The organism is Micromonospora solifontis (assembly GCF_003725545.1).
In the GTDB taxonomy this organism is placed as follows: Bacteria; Actinomycetota; Actinomycetes; order Mycobacteriales; family Micromonosporaceae; genus Micromonospora; species Micromonospora solifontis.
In genome coordinates this window covers 1-26,366 of sequence record NZ_RJLN01000017.1, presented here as the reverse complement: position 1 = coordinate 26,366, position 26,366 = coordinate 1, and the positions used below count along the sequence as shown (strand labels likewise).

27 protein-coding genes are annotated in these 26,366 nt (G+C 73.1%); 14 read left to right on the top strand and 13 right to left on the bottom strand.

Annotated elements, in window-relative coordinates; translation table 11 throughout:
- The first annotated feature begins 81 nt into the window (after window positions 1-81).
- Entirely contained in the window at window positions 82-546 is a 465-nt protein-coding gene (locus EFE23_RS08465; protein WP_123240352.1) for a pyridoxamine 5'-phosphate oxidase family protein, read from the top strand.
- Window positions 547-591: 45 nt separating this feature from the next.
- Here the strand turns inward: EFE23_RS08465 and EFE23_RS08460 are convergent, their stop codons facing one another.
- Window positions 592-2,232 carry a sodium/solute symporter gene (locus EFE23_RS08460; RefSeq protein WP_123240351.1) on the bottom strand — a complete coding sequence of 547 codons (1,641 nt, stop codon included), beginning with the start codon at window positions 2,230-2,232 and terminating at the stop codon, window positions 592-594.
- Between the two features lies 1 nt (window position 2,233).
- Window positions 2,234-2,680, bottom strand: a complete 447-nt coding sequence (locus tag EFE23_RS08455) for a hypothetical protein (RefSeq protein WP_233600919.1) — start codon at window positions 2,678-2,680, stop codon at window positions 2,234-2,236.
- Window positions 2,681-2,850: 170 nt separating this feature from the next.
- Here EFE23_RS08455 and EFE23_RS08450 point away from each other — a divergent pair, with 170 nt between their 5' ends.
- The 3 genes from EFE23_RS08450 to EFE23_RS08440 are packed head-to-tail and all read left to right on the top strand — an operon-like array spanning window position 2,851 to window position 5,168.
- Complete coding sequence (locus EFE23_RS08450; RefSeq protein WP_158675841.1) at window positions 2,851-3,402, top strand: Uma2 family endonuclease; 552 nt, start codon at window positions 2,851-2,853, stop codon at window positions 3,400-3,402.
- A 55-nt stretch (window positions 3,403-3,457) separates the two neighbouring features.
- Window positions 3,458-3,979, top strand: a complete 522-nt coding sequence (locus EFE23_RS08445; RefSeq protein ID WP_199736976.1) for an RNA polymerase sigma factor — start codon at window positions 3,458-3,460, stop codon at window positions 3,977-3,979.
- Complete coding sequence (locus tag EFE23_RS08440; RefSeq protein WP_123240349.1) at window positions 3,966-5,168, top strand: WD40/YVTN/BNR-like repeat-containing protein; 1,203 nt, start codon at window positions 3,966-3,968, stop codon at window positions 5,166-5,168. The genes EFE23_RS08445 and EFE23_RS08440 overlap by 14 nt, the downstream gene beginning before the upstream one ends.
- Before the next feature lie 44 nt (window positions 5,169-5,212).
- Here the strand turns inward: EFE23_RS08440 and EFE23_RS08435 are convergent, their stop codons facing one another.
- The 4 genes from EFE23_RS08435 to EFE23_RS08420 form a co-directional block, all read right to left on the bottom strand.
- Window positions 5,213-5,974 carry a LytR/AlgR family response regulator transcription factor gene (locus EFE23_RS08435; protein WP_123240348.1) on the bottom strand — a complete coding sequence of 254 codons (762 nt, stop codon included), beginning with the start codon at window positions 5,972-5,974 and terminating at the stop codon, window positions 5,213-5,215.
- Window positions 5,971-7,194, bottom strand: coding sequence for a sensor histidine kinase (locus EFE23_RS08430; protein ID WP_123240347.1), 1,224 nt, complete (start codon window positions 7,192-7,194; stop codon window positions 5,971-5,973). Before EFE23_RS08430 ends, EFE23_RS08435 begins: the two co-directional genes overlap by 4 nt.
- A 47-nt stretch (window positions 7,195-7,241) precedes the next feature.
- The gene (locus tag EFE23_RS08425; RefSeq protein ID WP_123240346.1) at window positions 7,242-8,753 is read right to left on the bottom strand and encodes a sugar transferase; all 1,512 of its coding nucleotides are present in this window, start codon (window positions 8,751-8,753) and stop codon (window positions 7,242-7,244) included.
- A gap of 325 nt (window positions 8,754-9,078) precedes the next feature.
- The gene (locus EFE23_RS08420) at window positions 9,079-9,939 is read right to left on the bottom strand and encodes an Fpg/Nei family DNA glycosylase (protein WP_123240345.1); all 861 of its coding nucleotides are present in this window, start codon (window positions 9,937-9,939) and stop codon (window positions 9,079-9,081) included.
- An 80-nt stretch (window positions 9,940-10,019) separates the two neighbouring features.
- Here EFE23_RS08420 and EFE23_RS08415 point away from each other — a divergent pair, with 80 nt between their 5' ends.
- On the top strand, window positions 10,020-11,288 hold the full coding sequence (locus EFE23_RS08415) for a glycosyltransferase family 4 protein (RefSeq protein ID WP_123240344.1): 1,269 nt from the start codon (window positions 10,020-10,022) through the stop codon (window positions 11,286-11,288).
- Window positions 11,289-11,405: 117 nt separating this feature from the next.
- On the opposite strand, the gene EFE23_RS08410 is transcribed toward EFE23_RS08415, so the two are convergent.
- From EFE23_RS08410 to EFE23_RS08390, 5 genes are all read right to left on the bottom strand, one after another.
- Window positions 11,406-12,128 (bottom strand): CDP-alcohol phosphatidyltransferase family protein, encoded by a 723-nt coding sequence (locus tag EFE23_RS08410; RefSeq protein WP_123240343.1) that lies wholly within the window; start codon window positions 12,126-12,128, stop codon window positions 11,406-11,408.
- Entirely contained in the window at window positions 12,106-13,170 is a 1,065-nt protein-coding gene (locus EFE23_RS08405; RefSeq protein WP_123240342.1) for an iron-containing alcohol dehydrogenase family protein, read from the bottom strand. The genes EFE23_RS08410 and EFE23_RS08405 overlap by 23 nt, the downstream gene beginning before the upstream one ends.
- Window positions 13,158-13,889: a phosphocholine cytidylyltransferase family protein gene (locus EFE23_RS08400; protein WP_123240341.1), complete on the bottom strand. Its 732-nt coding sequence runs from the start codon at window positions 13,887-13,889 to the stop codon at window positions 13,158-13,160. Before EFE23_RS08400 ends, EFE23_RS08405 begins: the two co-directional genes overlap by 13 nt.
- Before the next feature lie 81 nt (window positions 13,890-13,970).
- Complete coding sequence (locus EFE23_RS08395; protein WP_233600918.1) at window positions 13,971-14,747, bottom strand: hypothetical protein; 777 nt, start codon at window positions 14,745-14,747, stop codon at window positions 13,971-13,973.
- Between the two features lie 38 nt (window positions 14,748-14,785).
- Window positions 14,786-15,235, bottom strand: coding sequence for an NUDIX hydrolase (locus tag EFE23_RS08390; protein ID WP_199736975.1), 450 nt, complete (start codon window positions 15,233-15,235; stop codon window positions 14,786-14,788).
- A 114-nt stretch (window positions 15,236-15,349) separates the two neighbouring features.
- On the opposite strand from EFE23_RS08390, the gene EFE23_RS08385 reads away from it, so the two are divergent.
- The 3 genes from EFE23_RS08385 (at window position 15,350) to corA (ending at window position 18,508) form a co-directional block, all read left to right on the top strand.
- Entirely contained in the window at window positions 15,350-15,742 is a 393-nt protein-coding gene (locus EFE23_RS08385) for a CBS domain-containing protein (protein WP_123240339.1), read from the top strand.
- Between the two features lie 163 nt (window positions 15,743-15,905).
- Entirely contained in the window at window positions 15,906-17,000 is a 1,095-nt protein-coding gene (locus EFE23_RS08380; protein WP_123240338.1) for an aminotransferase-like domain-containing protein, read from the top strand.
- Between the two features lie 359 nt (window positions 17,001-17,359).
- Window positions 17,360-18,508, top strand: a complete 1,149-nt coding sequence (corA, locus tag EFE23_RS08375; protein ID WP_123240337.1) for a magnesium/cobalt transporter CorA — start codon at window positions 17,360-17,362, stop codon at window positions 18,506-18,508.
- A 69-nt stretch (window positions 18,509-18,577) separates the two neighbouring features.
- Here the strand turns inward: corA and EFE23_RS08370 are convergent, their stop codons facing one another.
- Window positions 18,578-19,396 (bottom strand): hypothetical protein, encoded by an 819-nt coding sequence (locus tag EFE23_RS08370; RefSeq protein WP_123240336.1) that lies wholly within the window; start codon window positions 19,394-19,396, stop codon window positions 18,578-18,580.
- An 84-nt stretch (window positions 19,397-19,480) separates the two neighbouring features.
- Here EFE23_RS08370 and EFE23_RS08365 point away from each other — a divergent pair, with 84 nt between their 5' ends.
- Both EFE23_RS08365 and EFE23_RS08360 read left to right on the top strand, forming a co-directional pair.
- Window positions 19,481-20,011: a peptidylprolyl isomerase gene (locus tag EFE23_RS08365; RefSeq protein WP_123240335.1), complete on the top strand. Its 531-nt coding sequence runs from the start codon at window positions 19,481-19,483 to the stop codon at window positions 20,009-20,011.
- 25 nt (window positions 20,012-20,036) lie between these two features.
- The gene (locus tag EFE23_RS08360) at window positions 20,037-20,975 is read left to right on the top strand and encodes a rhomboid family intramembrane serine protease (protein WP_123240334.1); all 939 of its coding nucleotides are present in this window, start codon (window positions 20,037-20,039) and stop codon (window positions 20,973-20,975) included.
- Window positions 20,976-21,020: 45 nt separating this feature from the next.
- Here the strand turns inward: EFE23_RS08360 and EFE23_RS08355 are convergent, their stop codons facing one another.
- Window positions 21,021-21,470 (bottom strand): PH domain-containing protein, encoded by a 450-nt coding sequence (locus tag EFE23_RS08355; RefSeq protein ID WP_123240333.1) that lies wholly within the window; start codon window positions 21,468-21,470, stop codon window positions 21,021-21,023.
- Between the two features lie 212 nt (window positions 21,471-21,682).
- Between EFE23_RS08355 and EFE23_RS08350 the strand changes: the two genes are divergently transcribed.
- From EFE23_RS08350 to EFE23_RS08335, 4 genes are all read left to right on the top strand, one after another.
- Window positions 21,683-22,855 (top strand): thiolase family protein, encoded by a 1,173-nt coding sequence (locus EFE23_RS08350; protein ID WP_123240332.1) that lies wholly within the window; start codon window positions 21,683-21,685, stop codon window positions 22,853-22,855.
- Between the two features lie 58 nt (window positions 22,856-22,913).
- Entirely contained in the window at window positions 22,914-23,900 is a 987-nt protein-coding gene (locus tag EFE23_RS08345) for a phosphotransferase (RefSeq protein WP_123240331.1), read from the top strand.
- 194 nt (window positions 23,901-24,094) lie between these two features.
- On the top strand, window positions 24,095-25,690 hold the full coding sequence (locus tag EFE23_RS08340) for a glycoside hydrolase domain-containing protein (RefSeq protein ID WP_123240330.1): 1,596 nt from the start codon (window positions 24,095-24,097) through the stop codon (window positions 25,688-25,690).
- Between the two features lie 153 nt (window positions 25,691-25,843).
- Window positions 25,844-26,356 (top strand): hypothetical protein, encoded by a 513-nt coding sequence (locus EFE23_RS08335; protein WP_123240329.1) that lies wholly within the window; start codon window positions 25,844-25,846, stop codon window positions 26,354-26,356.
- The last annotated feature ends 10 nt before the right edge of the window (window positions 26,357-26,366 follow it).

Genomic DNA, 26,366 nt, shown 5'->3' with positions numbered 1-26,366 from the left:
GGGCTGTCCGGCTGGAGGATGATCCTCAGTCATTCCCCGGCCGTACGCGGTCGGGGCCCGGCGAGTCGATGGAGGGCATCGATGACCGAATCCCGGTCCCGCGCGCAGCGCTGGGCGGACACCCGGCACCGCCTCGAACACGACGTCGACGTCTGGGTGGCCACCGCCGACCCGGCCGGTCGGCCCTACCTGGTGCCGCTCTCCTTCCGCTGGGGCGGCGAGACGCTGCTGCTCGCCACCTCCGAGAACACGCCGACGGGCCGGAACATGCGCGACACCGGGCGGGTACGCCTCGGCATCGGCGCCACCCGCGACGTGGTCATGGTGGACGGCACGGTGGAGGTGCTCCGCCACGACGAGCTGCCGGACGCCGAAGCCGACGCGTTCGCCGCGAAGACCGGCTTCGACCCGCGCACGTTCCGGGAGAAGTACCCCTGGTTCCGGGTCCGCCCGGAGCGGATCCAGGCCTGGCGGGAGGCGGACGAGATCGCCGGCCGGGACCTGCTCCGGAACGGCCGGCCGGTCGTCGCCGAGGCCGACCGTTAACAGGGGGCCCGTGCTCTACCGCAGGCGTTAAGAAGGTGCCCTTCCTTACAACCGCAGCGTCTCCGGGGCGTGCAGGCGGAGCATGGTGGGGCCGACGTCGGCGGGGAGCCGCCGCCGGGTGGCCATCGACACCGCCACCATCACGGTGAACGCCAGCGGCACCGTCCAGGCCGCCGGCTGGGTGGTCAGCGTGGCCGGCCAGCCGCTCAGCGGCGGGCCGAGCACCGTGACCAGCACCGCGCCGATCGCGGCCCCGCCGCCCACCAGCACCCCGGCGGCGGCGCCCAGGTCGGTCAGGCCGCGCCACCAGATGCCCAGCACCAGCAGCGGACAGAAGCTCGACGCGGCCACCGCGAAGGCCAGCCCCACCACCTGCGAGACGTCCAGGCCGGAGACGTTCAGCGCGAGCACCGCCGGGACCCCGCCGGCGATCACCGTGGCCAGCCGGAAGCCGCGTACCGAGCCGCGACCGAGCACGTCGGTGGAGATCACCCCGGCGACGCTGGTGAGCAGCCCGGACGAGGTGGACAGGAAGGCGGCGAACGCGCCGGCCGCGACCAGCGCGGCGAGCAGCCGGGCCGCCGTGCCGTCGCCGAGCGCCGCCGTGGGCAGCAGCACCACCACCGCGTCGGTCTGCCCGGTGACCAGCAGCTGCGGGGTGTAGACGCGGCCCAGCACGCCGTAGAGCGTGGGCAGCAGATAGAAGAGGCCGACCAGGGCCAGCACCACCAACGTGGTGCGGCGCGCGGCGGCGCCGTCCGGGTTGGTGTAGAAGCGCACCAGCACGTGCGGCAGGCCCATGGTGCCCAGGAACGTGGCCAGGATCAGCGAGTAGGTGGCGAACAGGCCCCGGTCGTCGTCCCCGGCGGTGTCCGGCAGCAGCCAGTCGGCCGCGTCGGTGGCCGTCCCGGAGACCTCGGGGACCGGCTCGCCGGCCGCGAAGTCGAGGCGGTCGCCGGGGCGTACCTCCTGGACGTCGCCGTCGGGGAAGGTGAGGGTCGCGCGGTGCTCGACCACGACGGTGGTCGCGGTCCGGAACGCCGGCCCGTCGGGCGGGGTCACCGCCGGGCGGGCGTCGGCCTGCCACTGCAGGGCCAGGAAGATCGCGGGTACGGCGAGCGCGGTCAGCTTCAACCAGTACTGGAACGCCTGGACGAAGGTGATCGCCCGCATCCCGCCCAGCGCCACGTTCGCGGTCACCACCACCGCGACCAGCAGGGCCCCGACCGGGTACGGCGAGCCGGCGACCGTGGCCAGGGTGAGGCCCGCGCCCTGGAGCTGCGGCACCAGATAGAGCCAGCCGATGAAGATCACGAAGAGGGTGGCCAGCTTGCGCAGCCGCCGCGAGCCGAGCCGCACCTCGCAGAAGTCGGGCAGGGTGAACGCGCCGGACCGGCGCAGCGGCGCGGCCACGAAGAGCAGCAGCGCCAGGTAGCCCGCGGCGAAGCCGACCGGGTACCAGAGCACGTCCACGCCGTACTTGAGGATCAGCCCGGCCACGCCCAGGAAGCTCGCCGCCGACAGGTACTCCCCGCCGATCGCGGCGGCGTTCCAGGTCGGGCTGACCGCCCGGGAGGCGACCAGGAAGTCGGAGGTGGTCCGGGCCAGCCGCAGCCCGTAGAAGCCGATCCCGACGGTGACCAGGGTGACCACCACGATCGCCGGGACGACGTACCCGTTGTCCACGTCAGCGCTCCGGCCGCTGGACCAGGTCGGTGAAGTCCTGCTCGTTGCGCTCCGCCAGCCGCACGTACGCCCAGCCCACCCCGATCAGGAACGGGAAGGCGACCACCCCGAGCAGCAGCCAGGGCAGGTTGATCCCGAGCACGGTGACCCGGCCGACCGAGGGGGCGATCGCGAAGAGCCAGGGCAGGCCGCCCAGCCCGATCAGCACCAGCAGGCTCAGCCGCAGCGCCAGGGTGAGTTGCGCCCGGACCAGCCCCTGGACCAGGGTCTCGCCGACCCGGGTCTGCTGGGCCAGCTCCGACCGGGTCCGGTCCGCCCGGCTGGCCGGCCGGGACACCTCGGCCAGCACGATCCGGGTCCGGCGCGGCGGCTGGGCGGCGCGCGGCACGGGGACCGGAGCGGCCACCCTGCGCCGCTCCGGGGCGTCCTGCTCCTCGCCTCCGGCCATCCCCGGAAGTCTTGCCTGATCAGCGGGAATGTCAAGGGTGCGCGGGGCGGCCCTGTGGGCAACCTGTGGAGAACACCTCACTCCTGTGGATAACCCGGTGGATGACGGCGGGGTCGTTGTGGACAACCGGTGGGGATGTCAGGGTTGGCCGGTAGAGAGGAGGTGTGACGGTGACCAGCCCAGCTCGGCCGGGCGGCGGTGCGGCCTGGACGGTGGACGACCTCCAGGACCTCCCCGAGGACGGCCAGGACTACGAGATCTTCGACGGGAGCCTGCTCGTGTCCCCACACGCGGACGTCTTCCACGGGGCGGTCGCCAACCGCCTCCGGCGGCTCCTCGACCGCCAGGCCCCGCCCGGTCTGCTCGTCGGGCAGGACATCGGGGTCAGCGCGAAGCGCTCCTCCTACTTCGTCCCGGATCTCTTCGTGGCCCGGGAGGACGCTCTGGACCGGGGTGGCCCCGCGCTCGCCCCGGCCGACGTGCTCCTCGTGGTCGAGGTTGTCTCACCCGGCAACGCCGGCCGTGACCTGGTGCTCAAGCGCCACGAGTACGGGGTGGCCGGCATCCCCCACTACTGGCTGGTCGAGCCGCGCAAGCAGACCGTCACCGTGCTGGAGAACGCCGGCGCCGGCTACCGGGAGGCGGTGGTCCTGTCCGCGTCGGACGTCCTGCGGACCGACCACCCGTTCGCGCTGGTGCTGCCGGTCGGTGACATTTTCTGACCCTCCGGAACCTTCCTCCCCGCCCGCGAGTCGAGGAGGTGGAAAAGGGGGTGACGTGTCCGACGGGGATCTGATCTCTGAGCTGTACGCCGGCTCTTTCCGCCGACTGGTGGTCCAGTTGTACGCGGTGACCGGCGATCTGAGCGAGGCCCAGGAAGCGGTCCAGGAGGCGTTCACCCGGGCGTTGGCCGCGCCGGGACGGTTCGCGCGGCTGGACAACCCGGAGGCGTGGCTGCGCCGGGTCGCGGTGAACGTGGCCCGCAGCCGGCACCGGCGGCGCCGCGTCCTCGACCGGCTGCTGCTCCGGATCGGCCCGCCACCCGCGGTCGCCGACCGCTCGCCCGAGCACCTGGCACTCCTCGCCGCCATGCGGGAACTGCCCGAGGGGCAACGCCAGGCCCTGGCCCTGCACTACCTGGTCGACCTGCCGGTGGACGAGATCGCGACGACCCTGGGCGTCTCCGCCGGCACCGTGAAGTCCCGGCTCTCCCGCGGACGTCAGGCCCTCGCGGCGCTACTCGCGGAAACCGGCGTCACCGGCAGCACCAGCACCGGGAGGATCAATGCCCGATCGTGAGTTCGCCGGCTTCCGCGTCGACGCGGTCGCCGGTGCCGTCCGACAGCCGCCGCTGGACGAGTTACGGGTAGTGGCGCGGTCCCGACGCCGCCGCTCGACGGCGTTGAAGGGGACTGCCCTCGCCCTGCTGGCGATGGTGATCGTCGTACCGCTGGTGACCCGGCCGGGACCGCTCCGGTCGGCCGAGCCGCCCACGCCGTCGCCCGGGCACACCCTGCCCGGCAGGCCCGGCGACTTCACGCTGACCGGCCCCGAGTCCGGGGTGGACGTACGCATCGACGGCTGCGTGCTCCGCTTCGCCCACACCACCGACGGCGGCCGGACCTGGTCCGACTGGAACGCGAGCCGGTACCAGGTCACCAGGTGCCGACTCGATGCGGACGGGGTTGCGGGGAACTTCGACTACGCCGTGCTCGGCCAGCGGACCTATCTGGTCGACGACGGCGGCCTGCTCCACCTCTCCACCGACTACGGTCGCACCTGGCAGGAGGCGAACCGGGCGATCATCGGGGTGCCCGCCTTCCCGGCCACCGCCCGTCTGGTCCTCTGCGAGTTCGGTTGCAGGGCGGTGGAGGAGCCACTCGCGGTGGACCCCGCGAGTGGGCAGGTCTACCGGCTCACCGGCACACCGCCGTCATTCTTGCAGCTCTTCAGCGTCTATCCGGCAGCCGATGGCAGCATCTGGACCACGTATGACACCGCCGGTGCGGCGGCCGGGGGGCGTAGCACCGACCGGGGCGCGACCTGGCTGAGCTGGACCCTCCCGCCCGGCAGCACCGTGCTGGCGCTGGCGGCGGTCGACGGCCGGCGGGCGTACCGGCTGGTGGCGGCCGCGGACGCCACGGTGACCCTGGAGAGCACCACGGACGGGGGGCGGACCTGGTCGGAGCGCGTGGAGGGCTTCGGCAAGGGGCTCGACTGGGACCTGACGATCGGGGCGGACGGATCCCTGCTGGTCGTCACGCAGACCGGCCCACAGGACAACCGTAGGCAGGAGGTGCGGGTCAGTCGCGACGGCGGCCGGAGCTGGGAGGTGGTGCGGGACGGCGGCATGCCGGTCGGCTCGGTCAGCGTCGCGCCGGGTTACGCGTGGCTCTTCGGCGGGAGCGACGGTCCGCAGGGAGAGGCCGACCACCTGATGATCACCCGGGACGGGCGGACGTGGAGCCAGTTCTTCCTGGACTCCTGAGTGCGAGGGGGCCGGTGGTGGAGGCCACCGGCCCGCGTCCCGGATCAGCGGTTCCAGTCCTGCTTCGCCGCGCGGACCAGCTTGTCCTTCAGCTCCCGGGTGTGCCGGCGGCTGACCGGCAGCTCCGTACCGTCGATCACCACCACGTAGCCGGAGTTGACCAGCCGCAGTTCGGCGATCAGCTTCAGCTGCACCAGGTACGAGCGGTGGATCCGGACGAAACCGGCGTCCGCCCACCGCTCGGCCAGGGTGGCCAGCGAGACCCGGACCAGGTGCGAGCCGTCCGCGGTGTGCAGCCGCGCGTAGTCGCCCTGCGCCTCCACCCAACGCACCGCCGAACGGGGCAGCATCCGGGTCGTCCCGGCCAGCTCGATCGGGATGGTCGGGTCCTCCTCCGCCCGGGCCAGCGCCGCCGGGTGCGACGGGACCACCCGGGAGCCGATCACCCGGCGCAGCGACTCGGCCAGCCGCTCGGCGCGTACCGGCTTGCGGACGTAGTCGGTGGCGCCCAGGTCGAAGGCGTCCACCGCGCCGTCGTCGTACGCGGTGACGAAGACGATCGCCGGTGGCCGGGCGAACCGCCGCAGCACCCGGGCCAGCTCCATGCCGTCCAGCCCTGGCATCCGGATGTCCAGGAAGACCACGTCCACGTCGCCGTCCCGGAGCAGCCGCAGCGCCTCGGTCGCGTCCCCGGCCGTGTGCAGGCGGGCCACCCGGGGATCGGCCCGCAGGTGGTACGCCAGCTCGTCCAGCGCCGGCGGCTCGTCGTCCACCGCCAGCACCCGGAGGAAACCGGTGGCGCTCATGAGGTCGCCCGTACGCCGGGGTGGAACTTCGGCACCCGCATGCTGACCTTCGTACCCGAGCCCAGGCCGGTCTCGACGACCAGGCCGAACCGGTCCCCGAAGACCGACCGGAGCCGCTCGTCGACGTTCGAGAGGCCCACGTGCTGGCCGGGGTCGTCGGTCGGGTCGCTGCCGGCGCCGGCCAGCTCGGCGATGCCGGCGGTCAGCGTCGTCGGATCCATCCCCACTCCGTCGTCCTCCACCGTGATGTGGCACTCCGCGCCCGCGTCCCGGGCTTCGATGCTCACCATGCCGGTGCCCGGCTTGCGGGACAACCCGTGCCGGACGGCGTTCTCGACAAGTGGTTGCAGGCAGAGGAACGGCAGGGTCACGGGCAGCACCTCCGGGGCGATCTGCAGGCGCACCTGGAGCCGCTCGCCGAACCGGGCCCGCTCGATGGTCAGGTAGCGGTCGATCGAGCGCAGTTCCTCGGCGAGGGTGGTGAACTCGCCGTGCGCCCGGAACGAGTAGCGGGTGAACTCGGCGAACTCGAGGATCAGCTCGCGGGCCCGCTCCGGGTCGGTCCGCACGAACGAGCCGATCGCGGTCAGCGCGTTGTAGATGAAGTGCGGGCTGATCTGGGCGCGCAGGGCGCGTACCTCGGCCCGGGCCAGGCGCTCCCGGGACGAGTCCAGCTCGGCCAGGGCGAGCTGGTCGCCGGCCCAGTGCGCGGTCTCCAGGGTGGCCTGCACCAGCCCGGGCGCGGGCTGCCCGTCGGCGATCGCCACCAGCGCCCCGACCACCCGGCCGTCGGCGCTCAGCGGGGCCACCACCGCGCCGCGTACCGGGCAGTCCACCAGGTCGCACAGCAGCTCGGACTCGCGCAGCACGGTCGAGCGCCCGGTGCCGACCGCCTTCCGGGCCGCCGCGAGCAGCTGGTCACCGTGGTGCGCGCCGCGCCCGTCGAGGGCGAGCAGGGCCGCCCGGTCCGTCAGGGCCAGCCCGGCCGCGCCCACCAGGGCGCGCAGATGGCGTACGGCCTTGGCGGCGCCGGCCGCGCTCAGCCCGGCCCGCAGCGGTTCGGCGGCCAGGCCGGCGGTGTGCAGGACCTCGTAGGTGGCCCGCTGGGTGGCCGTCGCGATGCCCCGCCGGCCGCGCAGCCGCAGCACCGCCCAGAGCGCCGCACCGAGCGCGCTGACCAGCGAGACCACGCCGAACACGGCGGACAGATTGGCACCCACGCAGCGATCCTGACCGCTCCGGGCCCGCTCGCCAAGGGGTCAGTAGGTCAGTACGCGCCCTTGCGGGCGAGCACCACCCCGACGGTCCGCCACAGGATGCTCAGGTCGTACGCCAGCGACCAGTTGTCGACGTAGTAGAGGTCGAGCCGGACCGCCTCGTCCCAGGACAGGTCGGAGCGGCCGGAGACCTGCCACAGCCCGGTCATGCCCGGCCGGACCAGCAGCCGGCGCCGGACGTCGCCCAGGAAGTCGCCGTCGTCGGCGGGCAGCGGACGCGGCCCGACCAGCGACATCTCCCCCCACAGCACGTTGATCAACTGGGGCAGCTCGTCGAGCGAGGAGGCGCGCAGGAAGCGACCCACCGGGAAGACCCGGGGGTCCTGCTTCATCTTGAACAGCATGCCGTCGGTCTCGTTCTGGTCGACCAGGCCGGCCAGCCGCTCCTCGGCGTCGACGTACATGGTGCGGAACTTCCACACCCGGAAGGTCCGTCCCTCGTGCCCGACCCGGGGCTGGCGGAAGAAGACCGGCCCGGGGTCGGAGATCCGGATCGCGATCGCGATCGCCACGAAGAGCGGGATCAGCAGCAGCAGGCCCAGCCCGGCGGCGACCCGGTCCATCAGGTTCTTGGCCAGCAGCGCCGGGCCCGACAGCGTCGGCTCCTCGACGTGCAGCAGCGGCAGGCCCTCGATCGGGCGGATGTGCACGCGGGGGCCGGCGATGTCGGTGAGCTGCGGCGCCACCACCAGGTCGACGCCGGAACCCTCCAGCTGCCAGGCCATCCGGCGCAGCTCGCCCGGCTCGGCGCTGGCCGAGCCGCAGACCGCGATGGTGTCCCCGCCCACCTCGCGGACCAGGGCGAGCACGTCCCGCCCGGCGTACACCGGCACGGGGGTCTCGATGCCCCGGGCGGCGGCGTACCCGTCGGTGAGGTGGATGGCCACCGGCACCAGGCCGGCGCTCGGGGTGCGGGTGACCGCGGTGTAGACCTCCAGGCACTCCGGCAGCGTGCCGACCAGAACCATCCGGTGCCCGGCCTGACCGGCCCGGCGGCGGACCGCGTGCAGCAGGAAGCGGGCGGTCAGCCGCCCGACCAGGATCAGCAGCATCGCGCCGAGCAGGGCGAAGCCGACCGACCAGCGGGACAGGTCGGTCTTGGTGGCGAAGGCGATGAAGGAGACCGTCGCGGCGACGGCGACCCCGCCCCGGATCACCCGCTTGAACTCGTCCGGGCCGAGCCCCAGGTAGCGCCGGTCGTAGGCGCGGTTGCCCCAGAGGATCACGAGCCAGCCGAGCGGCAGGAGCAGGAAGGCCACCGTGTAGAACCAGGTGGGGTCTTCCTTGGCGTTGTAGAAGCCGGCCCGGGCCTGGCCGAACGCCTCCTGGGCCATCCAGTCGGCCAGCACGACCGCCGCGAAGTCGAGCAGGAGCAGCAGCGCGATGTAGGGGCGGTGCCAGCGGGAGACCCGGCGGCGGGCGCGGGCCCATGCCGACCGGGGTACGCCGTTGTGCGACGGCGGAGTCGGCGGCTGGATCTCGAAGCTGTCGACGTGCCGCACGCTCTTGCTCCGGCCTGTGTTGGTTACCGGGCGCTGGAGGCTTGTCGTCACCTCAACCCATGTCCTCCCGCATGACCCGTGCCCTCACTCGCCGTGAGGGCGCGGGTCGCCCACCGTCCCAGTCTCCCACGCGGGCCCGGACCGGACGGGCGCCGATGGCGAAGTCCCGTCCGTCGTGCTCGCGGCGATCTGGCCGGCTCCGTATCGGTTGTGAAGCCGGGGACCGAGCCACTATACCGATGGATGGCGGCCCCGGTAGAGGTGCGGAGCGGGAGGTTCGGCGATCCGCAGCCGATTCCTCTCCGTAATCGGCGGGTGGGATTACTCACCGTACGAGCCGGGACAACCTACGGTCAGCGAGTGGCTTGCCGCCGGTCTGGCAGGTGGGGCAGTACTGGAGGCTGGAGTCGGCGAACGAGACCTCACGCACCGTGTCGCCACAGACCGGACAGGGCAGCCCGGTCCGGGCGTGCACCTTGAGCCCCGAGCGCTTCTCGCCCTTCAGCTCGGCCGCCCGCTGCCCCATCGAGCGCCGGACCGCGTCGCTCAGCACCGTCCGGGTCGCCCCGTGCAGCGCGGCCAGCTGGTCGTCGCTGAGCCGGTCGGTGATCGCGAAGGGCGACAGCTTCGCCGCGTGCAGGATCTCGTCGGAGTACGCGTTGCCGACCCCGGCCAGCACCGCCTGGTCGGTCAGCACCCCCTTGACCTGGCCCCGGCGGCCGCGGATCCGCTCGGTGAAGGTGGCCAGGTCGGCGGCGAGCGCGTCCGGGCCGAGCTTCGCCACCCCGGGCACCTGCGCCGGGTCGGTCACCAGGTACGCGGCCAGCTTCTTCTGGGTGCCGGCCTCGGTCAGGTCGAAGCCGGAGCCGTCGTCGAGGCGTACCCGGAGGGCGACCGGGCCCTTGCCGGGGCGCAGCGGGGCGGTCGACGGGAACGCCTCCCGGTAGTGCAGCCAGCCCGCCCGGGCCAGGTGGACCACGAGGTGCAGCCCGCCGTCGAAGATCACGTCCAGGAACTTGCCGTGCCGGCCCGCGCCGGCCACCGCCCGACCCGACACCGCACTCGGCGGCGGATCGTACGTCTTCAGGGCGCTGATCGCGGCGACCTCGACCCGCTCGACGCGGCGGCCCACCGCCCGCTCGCGCAGATATCCGGCGAGCGCTTCCACCTCCGGTAGTTCGGGCACCGTACAACGGTAGCCTTCTTTGCCGTGAGCGCGAGGAATGAGCTTGCGAGTCCCGCAGTCGCGAACGAAGGGCGAGCTCAGTGAGAGTCGTGGTGGCGCACAACCGGTACCGGGAAGCCCAACCGTCCGGCGAGAACACGATCGTCGACGCCGAGATCGGGCAGCTCGAGGCGGCCGGGGTGGAGGTGCTGCCGTTCCTGCGCAGCTCCGACGAGATCCCGGCCATGTCGGCGGTGTCGAAGGCGCTGCTGCCGATCTCCCCGATCTGGGCGCCGAAGGCGCAGCACGACCTGGACCGGCTGCTCACCGAGCACCGGCCCGACGTGCTGCACCTGCACAACCCGTACCCGCTGCTCTCGCCGTGGGTGGTGCGGACCGCGCACAGGCGGGGGGTGCCGGTGGTGCAGACGGTGCACAACTACCGCCAGGTCTGCTCGTCCGGGCTCTACTTCCGGGACGGCGTGATCTGCCAGGACTGCCGGGGCCGGGCGCTGGGCGTGCCGGCCATCGTGCACCGCTGTTACCGCAACTCCCGGGCGCAGAGCGCCCTGATGGCCACCACCCTCGCCGTGCACCGCCCCACCTGGCGGTCGGTGGACCAGTTCATCGCGCTCACCAGCGCCGTCGCCGACCACCTGCGCGACTACGGCATCCCGGACGAACGGATCGTGGTCAAGCCGAACGCGGTCCCGGACCCGGGCACGCCGGCGCCGCTCGGCGACGGATTCCTCTACCTGGCCCGGCTCACCCCGGAGAAGGGGCTTGGCCTGCTGCTGGAGGCGTGGCGGCGGCACCCGGTCGGCGCGCTGGGCCCGCTGCGGATCGCCGGTGACGGCGAGCTGCGCCCGCAGGTCGAGGCGGCGGCCGCCGAGCGGCCGGACGTGCTCTACCTGGGGCAGCTCGACCGGGCCGGGGTACGCGCGGCGCTCACCGCGAGCGCCGTGGTGCTGGCCACCTCCACCTGGCACGACGTGCTGCCCACCGTGATCATCGAGGCGCTGGCCGCCGGCCGGCCGGTGCTCGGCACCGCGCTCGGCGGCATCCCGTACCTGGTCGGCGCGGACACCCCCCGGGAGCCCGCCGGCACCGGCCCGGCCGAGGTGGCCTCGGCACCGGCCGGCGGCTCCGACCGCCCCGCCATGCCTGAGGGCATCAAGGCGGGCGACGCCGGCTGGGTCGTCGCGCCGGAGCCGGCTCTCCTCGCCGCCGCGCTGCCCGTCGCCCGGGCCGGTGCCGCCGCGCTGGCCGCCTCGGCCCGCGCCCGCTACGAGCGCATCTTCCACCCCGACGTGGTGACCAAGCGCCTCATCGACATCTACGCCGACGTGGCCGCTGTTCGCCGCCCCTGACCCGCGCCCGCCCGCACCCACCCCACTGATTCACGGAAACAGTGGCTTTGGCGGCTGGAATAGGCACTATTTCGGTGAATTAGCGGCCCAGGAACGCGGCGCGGGGCGCGGGGGGGGTCAGCGGAGGGAGGCGCGGGCGGAGAAGGCGATGCTGGCGAGCAGGAAGCCGCCGTTGACGATGGTGAACGCGACGATCACCCAGACGGTCAGCGCGGGGGCGAAGGTCAGCACCAGGCCGGCCAGGAAGATCACCGCACCGTAGTCCCGGACCAGCTTCACCAGGCGTACGGGCAGGGACGTCGAGGTGACCATGCTGGCCGCGTTCGGCCCGGCCTGCATCACCGAGGTGACCAGGTTGACCATCCAGGTGCCGGCGAAGACCGCGATCAGCCAGGTGGGCGTCGACGGGCGCTGCGCCACGGCGGTCGCCCCGAGGGCGGTGACCAGGGCGATCTGGGCGGCCACGTCGCAGAGCACGTCGACCCGGGCGCCGGCGGCGCTGCCCTGCCCGGTGACCCGGGCGAGCTGACCGTCCGCGCAGTCCAGGGCGTACGCGATCTGCCAGGCGACCAGGGCGAGCAGCCCGACCGCCCAGGCCGGGACGGCCCCGGCGGCGACCCGGCCGGCGAGCGCGACCACGGTGACCGAGGCGGCCAGGCCGAGCACCAGGTTGGTGATGGTCAGCGCGGTCGGGCGCAGGCCGAGCCGCTGGGCGACCAGCGCGAAGACGGCCCCGATCCACTGGCTGACCGACTCGCTGAACAGGCCGCCGCCCCGGTTGACCCGGTGGAAGTCGGCGACGGTGGGGCGGGACGGGTCAGCCAAGGTCGCGGAGTGCACCGGCGTAGTCTGCCAGCCGCTCCCGCGTCTCGGTAGGCGACATCGCGAGGTGTTCGAGGATGGTGTAGCGGTCCGGCCGGGTGGCCGGCGCGAACTGCACCGCCTCCACGAACTGGTCGTCGGTCAGCCGGACGTCGGCGGGGAGCCGGGGCAGGCCGTGCCGGGCCAGGCAGGCCGACATCTCGGCGAACCGGCGCTCGTCGCCGCGCAGGAAGGTGCAGAACAGCGCGCCCAGCCCGGCCAGCTCGCCGTGTGAGGCGGTGCCCGGGTAGAGGGCGTCGACGGCGTGCATGATCTCGTGGCAGCCGCCACTGGACGGCCGGCTCGTGCCGCAGGCCGCCATCGCCAAGCCGCTGGAGATCAGCGCCTCGGCCAGCACCGTCACGAACGCGTCGTCGCCCATGTCGCCCTGGTGGGCGAGCACCGCCTCGGCGCCCATCCGGGCCAGCGAGGCGGCCAGCCCGTCGACCGGCTCGCCGCGGACCTGTCGGGCCAGCTCCCAGTCGGCCAGGGCGCTGATGTTGCTGATCACGTCGCCGATGCCGGCCCGGTTGTGCCGCTCCGGGCCGGCCTCCACGAAGTCCAGGTCCACGATCACCGCGATCGGGATGTGCACCCCGTAGGAGCCCTTGATCCCGTCGGTGATCAGGCTGGCCACCGGGGAGGCGATGCCGTCGTTGGCCAGTCCGGTCGCCACCGTGACCATGGGCAGGCCGCGCCGGGTGGCGGCGTACTTCGCCACGTCGATGGTCTTGCCGCCGCCGATGCCCACCACCGCGTCGTACGACCGGTTGCGCAGCTTGGCGCCCAGGTCGTCGGCGGCGTCCAGGGTGCCCCCGGCCACGGTGAACACGTCCGCCGAGCGCAGCGACGGCCGGATCAGCTCGGCGATCTGCTCGCCCTGCCCCGGCCCGACCACCACCGCCACGTCACCGCCGGCCGAGATCCGCCCGTCGACGAGGATCGCGGCGAGGTCCGCCACCGCACCCCGCCGCACGTCGATGTGCAGCGGGGTGAGGATGGTCCGGGCTAGTAGCGGCACGCGATCTCCCGCGCCCGGGCCAGGTCGTGGTGGTTGTCCACCTCGACCCAGGCCACGTCACCGATCGGCGCGGCCCGCACCTCGCCACCCCGGTCGGCGAACTCCTGGTAGCCGTCCTCGTAGTAGAGGTTCGGGTCGCGTCGCCAGGTCGCCTCCAGGGCGTCGGCCAGCGCGTCGGCCACCTGCGGCTCGATCAGTGTCGCGCCGATGTACTCGCCGTACGCCTCGCCCGGGTCCATCAGCTTGGTGATCCGGGTGAGCTGGCCGGCGGCGTCGAAGGTGGTCTTCATCTCCTCCTCGGCCAGCGCCTTGATGTTGTCGATGGCCAGCAGGATGCCCGGACCGCGCTCGGCCAGCAGGGTCTTCTCCACGCTCACCGGGTGCACGGTGTCGCCGTTGACCAGCAGCACCCCCCGGGCGAAGTGCTCCCGGGCCAGCCACAGCGAGTACGCGTTGTTCCACTCCTCGGCCTTGTCGTTGTGCACCAGGGTGAGGGTGACGCCGTACTTCTCCTCCAGCGCCGCCTGCCGCTCGCGGACCGCGTCGGCGGCGTAGCCGACCACGATCACAACCTCGGTGAGTCCCACCTCGGCGAGGTTGCGCAGCGCGATGTCGAGGATGGTGGTCTCCCCGTCGACCGGCACCAGGGCCTTGGGCAGGGTGTCGGTGTACGGGCGCAGTCGCCGCCCCGCACCGGCCGCGAGCACCATCCCGATCATGCCGGCTTCCTCCTCAGTGCTTCTGCTGGTCACCGGTGGAGGATACCGGCGGGTGGCGGGGCGGCTCCCCGCATCCGTGGTTCAGCCGGGCAGGGCGGCCAGGTCGGCGAGCACCGCCAGCCGCTCCCCGGCGGTCAGCACCGGGTACGGGCCGGCCGCCCGCCGGTCGGTCTCCTGTTCGATGGCCAGCCGTTCCGGGCCCGGCGGCAGCTCGGCGATGCTGGTCGCGGTGTGCCCGGCCGCGGTCCACGCCGCGGCGTGCGCGTCGGCCCGGTGGTAGCGCAGCGTGCCCAGCCGGTTGAGCAGCAGCAGCCCGGGCGGGGCGCCGGCCGGCTCGTGCGGCGGGGCCATCGCGGCGAAGGCGCCGGGCCCGGCGTCCCCGGTCAGCAGCACCGCGTACGCCAGCACCCGGCCGAGCGCGGTGACCAGGCGCGCCACCCGGTCGTCGTGCCCCGCCCACAGCTCCTCGGTCACCTCGGCGTGCACGCCGTACAGCTCGTCGAGGAAGGCCAGTCCGCGTTCGGTGGCGCGGATCCCGCCGTCCGGGAGGCGCTGGATCATCCCGTACGCGACCTGCTTGTCCACCGCCCGGCGGCAGGCGACCGGGTCCCGGTAGCGGGTGACCGCCGCGAAGCCCGGGTCGTCCACGGTCCCGCCCGGCGTGGCCAGTCGGGTGCGGAACTCCACCAGGCAGCCGGTCGCGGCCGGCCCCCCGTACCGGGAACTCAGCTCCGCGCCGCCGCCGTCGCGGCCGGCGAGCATGCCGGCGAGGAAGGCCCGGTCGACCGCCGGGGCGACCAGCCCCGCGAACCGGTGCGGCGGCAGCTCGACGTGGTCGACCATTTCGGCTCGGGGCATCGGAGGTCGCGCCGCGCCGCGACCCGGAACGGTCGCGCTCACAGACCGATCGAACGCAGCGCGGCGAAGCCGTCCTCGGCGATCCGCCGGATCAGCCCGTCGTTGACGTCCCGGTGCTCGTCGAGCAGGTCGACGTCCTGAGCGGCCAGCCAGCGGAACTCGGTGTGCCGGCCCTCCTCCAGCCGGGGGCGGCTCAGGTCGCCGTCCACCCGGACCAGGAAGTCGGTCTCCACCCGGGCCAGCCCGTCGTCCGCGACGTACGTATACTCGCCGACCAGGCCGAGCACGTGCGACACCAACCAGCCGGTCTCCTCGGTGACCTCCCGGCGCAGCGCGTCCTCGACGCTCTCGCCCGGTTCGAGGTGGCCGCCGACGATGTCCCAGCAGTTCGGGAAGATGCGCCGCTCGGGGGACCGGCGCTGGATGAAGATGCGGCCGTCGTCGTCCACGATCAGCGCGCCGGCGCAGCGGAGAGGCTCGGTGGGCACGTCAACACGGTAGCGAGCCGCGGCCGTTTTCGCCGATGCCCGGTCTTGTCCCGGTACGCATCGATGGCCCACCATTCTCGTACCGAGGCCACCGTCCCACAGGGGTGATGCGTGATGCAGGTTCGGGAAGCGATGTCCAACCAGGTGCTCGTGGTCGGCCCGGAGCACACGCTCCGCCAGGCGGCCCGGATGATGTCGGCCCGTCGGGTCGGGTCGGCGGTGGTGATCGACCCGGACTCCGAGGGGGTCGGGATCATGACCGAACGAGACGTGCTCAATGCCATCGGTGCCGGGCTCGACCCGGATGTGGAACGGACCGGGTCCCACCTGACCTGGGACGTCGTCTACGCCGGTCCGGACTGGACGGTGGAGGAGGCGGCGGCGGCCATGGCCCGGGGCGGCTTCCGGCACCTGGTGGTGCTGGACGGCCGCGAGGTGGCCGGGGTGATCTCGGTACGCGACCTGATGCGGGTCTGGGCCGGGCGGCACGCCAGCACGCCGGTCTGATCGCGACACCGTCGTCGGGGCCGGGAAACCGGGCCCCGACGACGGGTGTTCGCGAGCCGCTCTCGGGTCCCGGATCCGCCGGTCGGACGGATCGACCGCCCGCATGTTGAACTTCGCGTGTATGCCGGCCGGACCGCCCGGAGCAGGCCCTAGGCTCGTGCGCATGACCGCCGAGCAGCTGATCTCCTTCGCCCGTGGCGCTCCCTCGCTGGACATCGTCGATGTCGAGGGGCTCAAGGCCGCCGCCGTCCGCGCCTTCGACGCCGACCCCGCCGGGATCACGGCGTACGGCACCTCCGTCGGCTACCCGCCCCTGCGTAAGTGGATCGCGGAGAAGCACGGCGTCGAGGCCGACCAGGTGCTGGTCACCAACGGCTCGCTCCAGGCCGACGCCTTCCTCTTCGACCACCTGGTCCGCCGGGGCGACGCGGTGATCGTGGAGCGCCCGACGTACGACCGGACGCTGCTCAACCTCCAGCAGATGGGCGGCGAGATCCACGGCGTCACCATCCAGCCGGACGGCCTGGACACCGCCGAGCTGCGCAAGCTGCTGGAGTCGGGGGTCCGGCCGCGGCTGGCCCACGTGATCCCGAACTACCAGAACCCGGCCGGGGTGACCCTCTCCCTGGAGAAGCGCCGGGAGCTGCTCGACCTGGCCGCCGAGTACGGCTTCACGATCTTCGAGGACGACCCGTACGCCGACATCCGGTTCCGGGGCGAGCCGCTGCCGTCGATGCTGTCGATGGACACCCGGGGCGTGGTGGTGCACGCCTCCAGCTTCACCAAGACGGTCTGCCCCGGCGTCCGGGTCGGCTACCTGGTCGGCCCGGCCGAGCTGATCGCCGCCATCGCCAAGCGGGCCACCAACCTCTACATCTCGCCCGGCATGGTGTCCGAGGCGATCGTGCACCAGTTCTGCGTCTCCGGGGACATCGAGCGGTCGATCCGTACCGTGTCGGCCGCCCTCGGCGAGCGGGCCGGGGTACTCGCCGACTCGCTGCGCCGGCACATCCCGGAGGCCCGGTTCGTGGAGCCGGACGGCGGCTACTTCCTCTGGGTGGAGTTGCCCGAGGACGTCGAGGTGGACCGGCTCGCCCCGGCGGCCGCCGAGCGCGGCGTCGCGGTCGTCAAGGGCAGCGACTTCCTGGTCGACGGCGGCCGGCACGCCCTGCGACTGGCGTTCTCCGCAGTGACCGTGGATCAGATCGACGAGGGTGTCCGGCGGCTGGCCGAGGCGATGGCCGCCGTCCGGGGCTGAAATTTCTGTCGGATTTCCGACAGTTGGGCGATGTCGACCGGCTCAGGACTCCCGCTGGGCCGGTCGGCGGCTCACAATGCTGCGAGCGCCGTTCACCTTCTCCTCCGGTGACGGGTCCGCCGTCCGGGGAGCCGCCTCGCGCCCCCGCCCGGCCCGTCGGCGCGGACAGCACCACTCCCGCCCCCAAAGGGTGCCGGGTGGGCCGTGTCGCCCCTCACCCCCCTGACGCGGCCGGCCCGCCCGGCGCCACCCGTGCGTGACCCCGGTCGCACCGTCCCCGGGCCCCCGCGCTCGCCCGCGCTGCGCCGCGCCCCGATCGGCGTAACCTGCAAGCCGCAGCATCGTGGGGAGGGGGCGAGATGACCGACCGAGTGGCGAACGACCGCACCGCCGGGCAGAACGGCGGCCGAGGGCTCCGCCCCCGGGCCTGGGCGGCGCCCGTCCGGGCCATGTCCCGCATCCTCAACGCCGACGGCTCGCCGCGTACCCCCCAGCCGGCCGGCCCGGGGCGGAGTGGGGTCGTCGACTGCGGGCTGTACGTCGACGGCGAGCGCCAACCCGGCGAGTGGCACTACGCCGACGCCCTGGCCGCGGCCGCCAAGGAGCGGAACGCCTTCGTCTGGCTCGGCCTGCACGAGCCGGCGCTGGACGAGATGAGCGCCATCGCGGCCACCTACGGGCTGCACGAACTGGCCGTGGAGGACGCGGTCAAGGCCGAGCAGCGCCCCAAGCTGGAGCACTTCGGCGAGGTCTCCTTCCTGGTGCTGCGCACCGCCCGGTACTGCGAGCACACCGAGCTGACCGAGAACTCCGAGGTGGTGGAGACCGGCCAGGTGATGCTCTTCATCGGGCCGAACTTCCTGATCAGCGTCCGGCACGGGGACGCCTGCCGGCTCTCCGCGGTCCGGGCCGACCTGGAGGCGAAGCGCGACCTGCTGGAGCACGGCCCGTGGGCGGTGGCGTACGCGGTCACCGACCGGGTGGTGGACCTCTACCTGGAGGTCGCCGACCGGCTGGAGGACGACCTCGACGTGCTGGAGGCGGACGTCTTCGACCGGCAGGGCAGCGGCCGGATCCAGCGGATCTACCAGATGAAGCGGGAACTGGTGGAGTTCAAGCGGGCGGTGGTGCCGTTGCAGCGCCCGCTGCTCACCCTCACCTCGCAGGTCAACCGGGACGTGCCGCAGGAGGTCCGGCGCTACTTCCGGGACGTGCAGGACCACCTCAGCCGCACGGTCGAGCAGGTCAACTCCTACGACGACCTGCTCAACTCGATCCTCCAGGCGCGACTGGCCCAGGTCACCGTCGACCAGAACAACGACATGCGCAAGATCGCGGCCTGGGCCGCCATCGGCGCGGTGTGGACCGCGATCGCCGGCATCTACGGCATGAACTTCGAGAACATGCCGGAGCTGAAGTGGACGTACGGCTATCCGGGCATCTGGGCCGTGAACCTGGCCCTGTCGTTCATCCTGTACCGCTGGTTCCGGCGCAACGGCTGGCTGTAACCCGGGAACGCCGAAGCGCCGGCCGCGCGGGGCGTACCCCACGCGCCGGCGCTTTCGCGGACCGCCGGGTCAGCGGCGACCGCTGGCCTTGGCGGCGTTCTTCCCGTTGTTCAGCGCCTTGCTGACGTCGTCGGCCGGGCGGCCGGAGACGTCCCGGGCACCCTCGGCGACCGAGGGGACCCTGTCGTTCGGCTGGATCACCGGCTGGCTGCTCGCCTTGGCGGTCGACGCGCTGCCGCTGCCGGCCACCGCGGAGCTGCCGGCACCGGTCCGGGTCACCTTCGCGGCCGGGTCCGGGGTCTCCACCACGATGGTGTCCACGTCCTCGCGCAGCGGCTCAAGCTGCTCCGTGCGCGTCTCGTCGAGCTTGCCGGTCGGGTCGTACTCGGTCCACTCCAGCTGCTCGCGGCGGCGGCGCATGGCCATCGCTCCGGCCAGGCCGGCGACGGTGCCGGCGGCCAGCAGGCCGGCCATCATGCCGCGCGACCTCTTCTGCTTCTTCCTGGCGATCTTCATGTTCTTGGCCTTGACCTTCTTCGACACGGCGGCCTGCTTGGCGGCGGCGGCCTTGCGGCCCTTCAGGTTCTTCGCCGCGGTCTCGGCCTGCGCGTTGCGCATCGCCATCAGCAGCGGCGCGAGGGCCGCGGCCGTCGAGGCGACACCGCTCGACGCCCGGTCCCGGACCAGCATCGCGGTGGGCGCGACGGCGACCCGGGCTGCCTCGACCCGCGGGCCGACCGTGGCGCCGGCACCCTTCGCCGCGTGCGTCGCGGCCTGCCTCAGGTGACCGATGCCCTGGTTCAGCTCCGCCTTCGCGAGCTGCCCCTGGGTCTTGCGCCGCCCGATTCCAAACACGGTCCCACCTCCTGGGAGTTGTTCCTCCGTCATCCTCCACCTTCGGATGCCTCCGCATGGCCAGATCGGGCACATGGGAGGATCCGCATGGAACTGACCAACGAGTGAGGAGTACCCGTGGCCGAGGCTGTCTACGCCACCTTGCACACCAACGCTGGCCCGATCCGGCTGGAGCTCTTCCCGAACCACGCGCCGAAGACCGTCCGCAACTTCGTCGAGCTGGCCGAGGGGACCCGGGAGTACACCGACCCGCGCACCGGCCAGCCGGGCAGCGGGCCGTACTACGACGGCACCATCTCGCACCGGGTGATCAGCGGCTTCATGATCCAGATGGGCGACCCGACCGGCACCGGCCGCGGCGGCCCGGGCTACAAGTTCGCCGACGAGTTCCACCCGGAACTGCGCTTCGACCGGCCGTACCTGCTGGCGATGGCGAACGCCGGGCCGGGCACCAACGGCTCGCAGTTCTTCATCACCGTGTCGCCGACGCCGCACCTGAACAACCGGCACACCATCTTCGGCCAGGTGGCGGACGAGCAGTCGGCCAAGGTCGTCGACTCGATCGCGAACACCCCGACCGGCCCGAGCGACCGGCCGCTCCAGGACGTCGTCATCGAGCGCGTCGAGATCGAGCGCAAGCCCGCCTGAGCGGTCCCCGGGTACCTTTGCTCGCATGACTGAGCGCTCCGGGCAGGCAGGTGACGCCACCGACGGGCCGGTGCCGACCGCACCGGTCTGCTACCGGCACCCCGATCGGGCCACGTACGTCCGGTGCACCCGCTGTGACCGGCCGATCTGCCCCGAGTGCATGCGGGAGGCCTCCGTCGGGCACCAGTGCCCGGAGTGCGTCAGCGAGGGACGCCGCAGCGTACGGCCGGCGCGTACCGCCTTCGGTGGCGGTGCCGCCGGCCGTCAGGGCTACGTCACCAAGACGCTGATCGCCCTGAACGTGCTGGTCATGCTGCTGTCCATCGCCTCGGCCCGGAGCGGGACGGCGGTCGCCGGCGGTGGTCTGGGTGGCCTGATGGGTGGGCCGACTCCGCTGACCGACTGGGGTGCGGTGCTGGGCCGGGCGACCCTCCCGAACGGCATCCTCGGCGGGGTTGCCGAGGGGCAGTGGTACCGGCTGGTCACCGCGATGTTCCTGCACTACGGCGTGGTGCACCTGCTGCTCAACATGTGGGCGCTCTGGGTGCTCGGCCGGGCTCTGGAGGCGGCGCTCGGCCCGCTGCGCTTCCTCGCGCTCTATCTGATCGCCGGACTTGGCGGCAACGTGGCGGCCTACGTGTTCAGCGACCCGCGCTCCGCGACCGTCGGGGCGTCGACCGCCATCTTCGGCCTCTTCGCGGCGATCTTCGTGATCATGCGCCGGCTCGGCCGGGACACCTCGTCCATCGTGCCGATCCTGGTGATCAACCTGATCTTCACCTTCACCGTGCCGGGCATCTCGATCGCCGGTCACCTGGGCGGCCTGGTCACCGGCGCGCTGATGGCGCTGGTCCTGGCGTACGCGCCACGGATGCGACGGACCGTGTTCCAGGCGACCGGCGGCGCGATCATCGCGGTGGCGCTGCTCGGCCTGGTGCTGGTCCGCACCGCCATGCTGCTGTAAGGAAGGGCCCCTTTTTATCGCCTGGGCGATAAAAAGGGGCCCTTGCTAACCGGCGGAGCGCGGCCGGCCGGCGGCGGCCCGGGCGGCGCGCAGCGCCTCGGCGACCTCCTCCGGCGGCGCGTCGAGGTCGTACCGGCCGAACAGGTGCAGCGACTCCCCCGCGTCGACCTCCAGCGTCTCGGCGGTCAGGCCGCGCCGGGTCCGTCGCTCCACCCGGATGGCCTCCACGGCCGACCACGGCAGCGACCGCCGACCGGCGAACCCCCGGATGACCGTGATCCCGTCGGCGTCGACGGCCAGCCGGACCGGCGCCACCACGTCCCGGGCCGCCCAGCCGAGCAGCGCGGCGGCGGCCAGCCCGGCCAGCACCAACGGGACCCGGTCCGCACCGGCGAAGAGCAGGCCCAGCGCGACGAGGACGAGCGCGCCGGCCGCTTTGACCGCCGGCAGGACCGGCGGCACCCGCCACTGGCGGGTCGGGATCGACGGTGGCATCACCGCCCCAGCATGCCAGCCCGCGGGCCGCCGCCCGCGCGTCCCCACCGATCCTGTTCGCGGCAGGTCGGGGTGTCCGGCCACCCGGACACCGCGAGCTGCCGCAGCCCGAGTCGATCGAGAGAGGGCGGCCGAGGGGAGCAACCGGGGGGAGGACGACCGGAGGGGTCAGGACGTAGGATCGGGGCAGCCCAAGTTACCGGGGAGTAAACATGAGTGACGCGGTCATCGTCGGTGCGGTACGGACCCCGGTCGGGCGGCGCAAGGGCAGCCTCGCCGGCGTGCACCCGGTCGACCTCTCGGCGCACGTGCTGCGGGCCCTCGCCGAGCGGACCGGGATCGATCCCGGGCAGGTCGACGACGTGGTCTGGGGCTGCGTGTCGCAGGTCGGCGAGCAGTCGTGGAACGTCGCCCGCAACGCCGTGCTGGCCGCCGGCTGGCCCGAGTCGGTCCCCGGCACCACCCTCGACCGGCAGTGCGGGTCCAGCCAGCAGGCGCTGCACTTCGCCGCGGCCACCGTCCTCTCCGGACAGGCCGACCTGGTGGTGGCCGGTGGCGTCGAGTCGATGACCCGGGTGCCGATGGGCTCCAGCGTCGCCGGCGGGATGCCGTTCAGCCCCGCCATCCTGGAGCGCTACCGGGGGGTCGAAGGCGTCGCCGAGGACAGCCCGCTCCCGTTCAACCAGGGCGTCGGCGCCGAGCTGATCGCCCGGCGCTGGCGGTTCTCGCGTACCCAGCTCGACGAGTTCGCGCTGGCCAGCCACGAGAAGGCGGCCGCCGCGCAGGACGCGGGCGCGTTCGACCCGGAGCTGGCCCCGGTGGCGCTCGCGGACGGCGGCAAGTTCGCCGCCGACGAGGGCATCCGCCGGGACACCTCGCTGGCCAAGCTCGGCGAACTGGCCACCCCGTTCCAGGCCGACGGCGTGGTCACCGCCGGCTCCGCGTCGCAGATCTCCGACGGCGCCGCCGCGCTGGCGGTCACCACCAGCGAGTGGGCCAGCCGGCACGGCCTGCGCCCGCTGGCCCGCGTGCACACCGCGGTGGTGGCCGCCGACGACCCGGTCACCATGCTCACCGCCCCCATCCCGGCCACCGCGAAGGCGCTGCGCCGCGCGGGGCTGGGCATCGAGGAGATCGGCGTGTACGAGGTGAACGAGGCGTTCGCCCCCGTGCCGCTGGCCTGGCTGGCCGAGACCGAGGCGGACCCGGAGCGGCTGAACCCGCGCGGCGGGGCGATCGCCCTCGGCCACCCGCTCGGCGGGTCCGGCGCCCGGATCATGACCACCATGCTCCAGCACATGCGGGACAACGGGATCCGTTACGGCCTGCAGACCATGTGCGAGGGCGGCGGGATGGCCAACGCGACCATCGTCGAGCTGCTCTGAGCCGGATTTATCGCCTCGCCCGGCGGGTGGCGGTCCGCCTACCCTGCCGGGCGTGACGATGATTTCCTCGACCGGCCGGTTCACCGCGGGGTGGCGGCCCGACGCGCACGCCTGGCTGGCGGACGAGCTGGCCCGCCACGGCCACCGGGTGACCGGCGAGGTCACCACCCGGGTCCGTCCCTGGTCGGAGGTGTGGCAGGTGCCCACCGCCGCCGGCCCGGTGTGGTTCAAGGCCAACAACCCCGGCACCCGGTACGAGGCCGCGCTGCTGGCCGAGCTGGCCCGGCTCGCCCCCGGCGCCGTGCTCGACCCGATCGCGGTGGACGCCGGGCGCGGCTGGTCCCTGCTTCCCGACGGTGGCCCGAGCCTGCGGGACGTGCTGGCCGGCGGACCGGACCCGAGCCACTGGGAGCGGGTGCTGCCGGCGTACGCGGCGCTCCAGATCGCCATCGCGCCGCAGGCGGAGCAGCTGATCGCCGCCGGGGTGCCGGACCAGCGTCCGGCGTCGATGCCGGCGCTCCTCGACGGGCTGCTCGACGACGAGGAGGCCCTGCTGCTCGGGGCGGAGGACGGGCTGAGCCCGGAGTTGCACGAGCGGCTGCGGGCGTACCGGCCGGAGTTCGACGGGCTCTGCCGGCGGCTCGCCGAGATCGGCATCGCCGCCAGCATCCAGCACGACGACCTGCACGACGGCAACGTCTTCGTCACCGACGCCGGGTACCGCTTCTTCGACTGGGGCGACGCCTCGGTGGCCCATCCCTTCGGCACGCTGCTGGTGACGCTGCGCTCGGTCGCGTACGGCGCCGAGTTGACGCCCGGCGACCCGGTGCTGCACCGGCTCCGCGACGCGTACCTGGAGGCGTGGACCGACCGGTACGACCGGGCGACGTTACGGGAGGCGGCCGGCCTCGCCATGACGGTGGCCACGGTCAGCCGGGCGCTCTCCTGGCGGCGCGCCCTGCACACCCCCGACCCGGCCCGGGCCGAGTACGCGGCGGCGGTGCCCGGTTGGCTCGGCGAGGTGTTCGGCGCGAATCCGGCCTGACGCCGGCGGTGGTACCGGGACCGAACGGACAGTCACTGCGCGGGCCGACGAATCGGTCTCAATAGGACGAGGTCCAGTTGCGGCCTCGACAGGCGGCCCTCGGCATGGCAAGAATCGGGAGGCCGGCGCGAGGCGAGGGACGTTCACAGGTCTGCCCGCCGGCCTTCTGACCACGGGGACAGATTCGGGGAATCATGACACCCACCTTCTCGCGGTTCGGGCTGCGCCGCGCCGCCCGCCGGACGCTGGCCGCCACGGCCGCCGCCGTCCTCGGCGCCGGCACCGCGCTCGCCGCCACCACGGCCCCCGCCGAGGCGGCCATCGGTCCGCAGCCCGGCACGTTCACCGGTCCCGGCTTCGACTCCTACTGCGCGCCGTCCAGCACCGAGATGCAGGCCTGGCTCGCCTCGCCGTACCGGGCGTACACCATCTACTTCGGCGGGGAGAACCGCGGCTGCGACCAGCCCAACCTGACCAAGGAGTGGGTCGCCCAGCAGGTGGCGGCGGGCTGGCACCTGGTCCCGATGTACGTCGGCCTGCAGGCGCCCTGCCTGGTCACCACCGAGGCCCGGATCGACCCGACGCAGGCCGCCGCGCAGGGCCGGGCCCAGGCCGACGACGCCATCCTCCAGGCGCAGAACCTCGGCCTCCCCCGGGAGAGCGTGCTGGTCTACGACATGGAGGACTACGACGGTGGGGACGCCGCCTGCACCACGGCGGTCACCACCTTCATGAGCGCGTGGACCGCGCGCCTGCACGACCAGGGCTACCTCTCCGGCTTCTACAGCAGCATGGCGCGCGGCGTGCCCGACCAGGTGGCCGCGTACAACACCGCCGGCTACGTACGCCCCGACTACGTGCACTTCGCCCGCTGGGACGACAAGGCGACGGTCTCCGACGCGGGCATCCCGGCCGGCTACTGGTCGCCGAAGCGGCGGATGAAGCAGCACGGCGGCCCGCGCGACGAGACGTACGGCAACGTCACCATCAACATCGACCGCGACTACCTCGACGTCGCCCCGATCCCGGCCACCCCGTTCGGCGACTACACCGGCAACGGCTGGTCGGACGTGGCCTACCGGGAGCCGTCCACGGGCCGGCTCTACCTGTACGGCGGCAACGGCACCAGCCTGAGCGGCCGGCTGAGCCTCGGCTCCGGCTGGAACAGCATGGACACGATCTTCCGGGCCGGCAACTTCGACAAGTCGGGCGGGGAGGACCTCGTGGCCCGGGAGAAGTCGACCGGTTACCTCTGGCTCTACCCGGGCAACGGGTCGACCCCCACCAGCCGGATCTACCTCGGCGCCGGCTGGAACGGCTTCCGGGAGATCACCCCGGTCGGGGACTACAACCGCGACGGCTACCAGGACCTCGTCGCGGTGAACTCCTCCACCGGGGCGATGTACCTGTACCCGGGCACCGGGGGCACCGCGTTCAAGACCCGCATCTATCTCGGCGCGGGCTGGAACACCGTGGACGAGCTGAACGGCGGCGGCGACTTCAACGCCGACGGCTACCCCGACCTGGTGGCGCGAGAGAAGAGCACCGGCTACCTGTACCTCTACCCGGGACGCTCGGGTGCCTTCACCACCCGGACCAAGGTCGGCAGCGGCTGGAACACCATGCGGGACCTGGTCCAGGTCGGCGACTTCGACCGGGACGGCCGGCCGGACATGGTCGCGGTGCAGAAGTCCAGCGGCTACCTCTACCTGTACCGGTGGACCGGCAGCGCCTACGCCTCCGCGGTCCGGATCGGCACCGGCTGGGGCAGCATGACGCCGCTGCTCTGAGCGCCCCTTCCGTCCCCGACGGCCCGCGCCGGACGCCGGCGCGGGCCGTCGTATGTTCGGATGTCGCACCGCCGGTGCGATTTGCACGGGTGGAAGTTCCGCAATTCCCGAGTGAGCCATATCACTCCTGCGTACATGCTCGTTGCATCTTGCATGGACGTGTTCTCGCGAACGTTCCTTCCGGCCGCCGCCGAGACCGGCCTGGCGACCCAGACCGTCACCCGGCACATGCCGATCTTCCGCCGGTGCGTCGGCTCCGGCGACGCCACCATCCTGGTCACCCGGTGCAGCCGCCCGGACCACCCGACCGGCGGCGAGTACCTGATGCTGCTCACCCACCGCCGCCTGGTGGTGACCCGGCAGACCCGGGTGCTGCACCGGCTGCGGCTGCACCTCAACACCGAACTGCGCGAGCTGAGCAACGTCACCTGGAGCCCCGACGCGCGCTCGCAGTGCGTCGAGCTGGCGGCCACCGCGATCGACGGGATCCGCGAGCGGTTCCTCATCCGTACCCACCACCCGAAGCAGGTGTGGCAGCTCGACGCCCTGCTCCACCACGCCTTCCGGACCCGGCTGCGGACCCCCGCCGAGCGGCTGGTCGCCACCATCGGCGAGCCGCCGACCGCCGCGCGCCCGGCCGTGTTGCGCCCCGCCCCGGTGCGCTGACCCGGCTCTT

Coding starts and splice junctions, on each gene's coding strand:
- EFE23_RS08380 (WP_123240338.1), top strand. CDS start 15,906: ATGACCGCCGAGCAGCTGATCTCCTTCGCCCGTGGCGCTCCCTCGCTG.
- EFE23_RS08435 (WP_123240348.1), bottom strand. CDS start 5,974: ATGAGCGCCACCGGTTTCCTCCGGGTGCTGGCGGTGGACGACGAGCCG.
- EFE23_RS08455 (WP_233600919.1), bottom strand. CDS start 2,680: ATGGCCGGAGGCGAGGAGCAGGACGCCCCGGAGCGGCGCAGGGTGGCC.
- corA (WP_123240337.1), top strand. CDS start 17,360: ATGACCGACCGAGTGGCGAACGACCGCACCGCCGGGCAGAACGGCGGC.
- EFE23_RS08440 (WP_123240349.1), top strand. CDS start 3,966: ATGCCCGATCGTGAGTTCGCCGGCTTCCGCGTCGACGCGGTCGCCGGT.
- EFE23_RS08350 (WP_123240332.1), top strand. CDS start 21,683: ATGAGTGACGCGGTCATCGTCGGTGCGGTACGGACCCCGGTCGGGCGG.
- EFE23_RS08335 (WP_123240329.1), top strand. CDS start 25,844: ATGGACGTGTTCTCGCGAACGTTCCTTCCGGCCGCCGCCGAGACCGGC.
- EFE23_RS08370 (WP_123240336.1), bottom strand. CDS start 19,396: ATGACGGAGGAACAACTCCCAGGAGGTGGGACCGTGTTTGGAATCGGG.
- EFE23_RS08340 (WP_123240330.1), top strand. CDS start 24,095: ATGACACCCACCTTCTCGCGGTTCGGGCTGCGCCGCGCCGCCCGCCGG.
- EFE23_RS08355 (WP_123240333.1), bottom strand. CDS start 21,470: ATGCCACCGTCGATCCCGACCCGCCAGTGGCGGGTGCCGCCGGTCCTG.
- EFE23_RS08400 (WP_123240341.1), bottom strand. CDS start 13,889: ATGATCGGGATGGTGCTCGCGGCCGGTGCGGGGCGGCGACTGCGCCCG.
- EFE23_RS08395 (WP_233600918.1), bottom strand. CDS start 14,747: ATGCCCCGAGCCGAAATGGTCGACCACGTCGAGCTGCCGCCGCACCGG.
- EFE23_RS08345 (WP_123240331.1), top strand. CDS start 22,914: ATGATTTCCTCGACCGGCCGGTTCACCGCGGGGTGGCGGCCCGACGCG.
- EFE23_RS08385 (WP_123240339.1), top strand. CDS start 15,350: ATGCAGGTTCGGGAAGCGATGTCCAACCAGGTGCTCGTGGTCGGCCCG.
- EFE23_RS08465 (WP_123240352.1), top strand. CDS start 82: ATGACCGAATCCCGGTCCCGCGCGCAGCGCTGGGCGGACACCCGGCAC.
- EFE23_RS08360 (WP_123240334.1), top strand. CDS start 20,037: ATGACTGAGCGCTCCGGGCAGGCAGGTGACGCCACCGACGGGCCGGTG.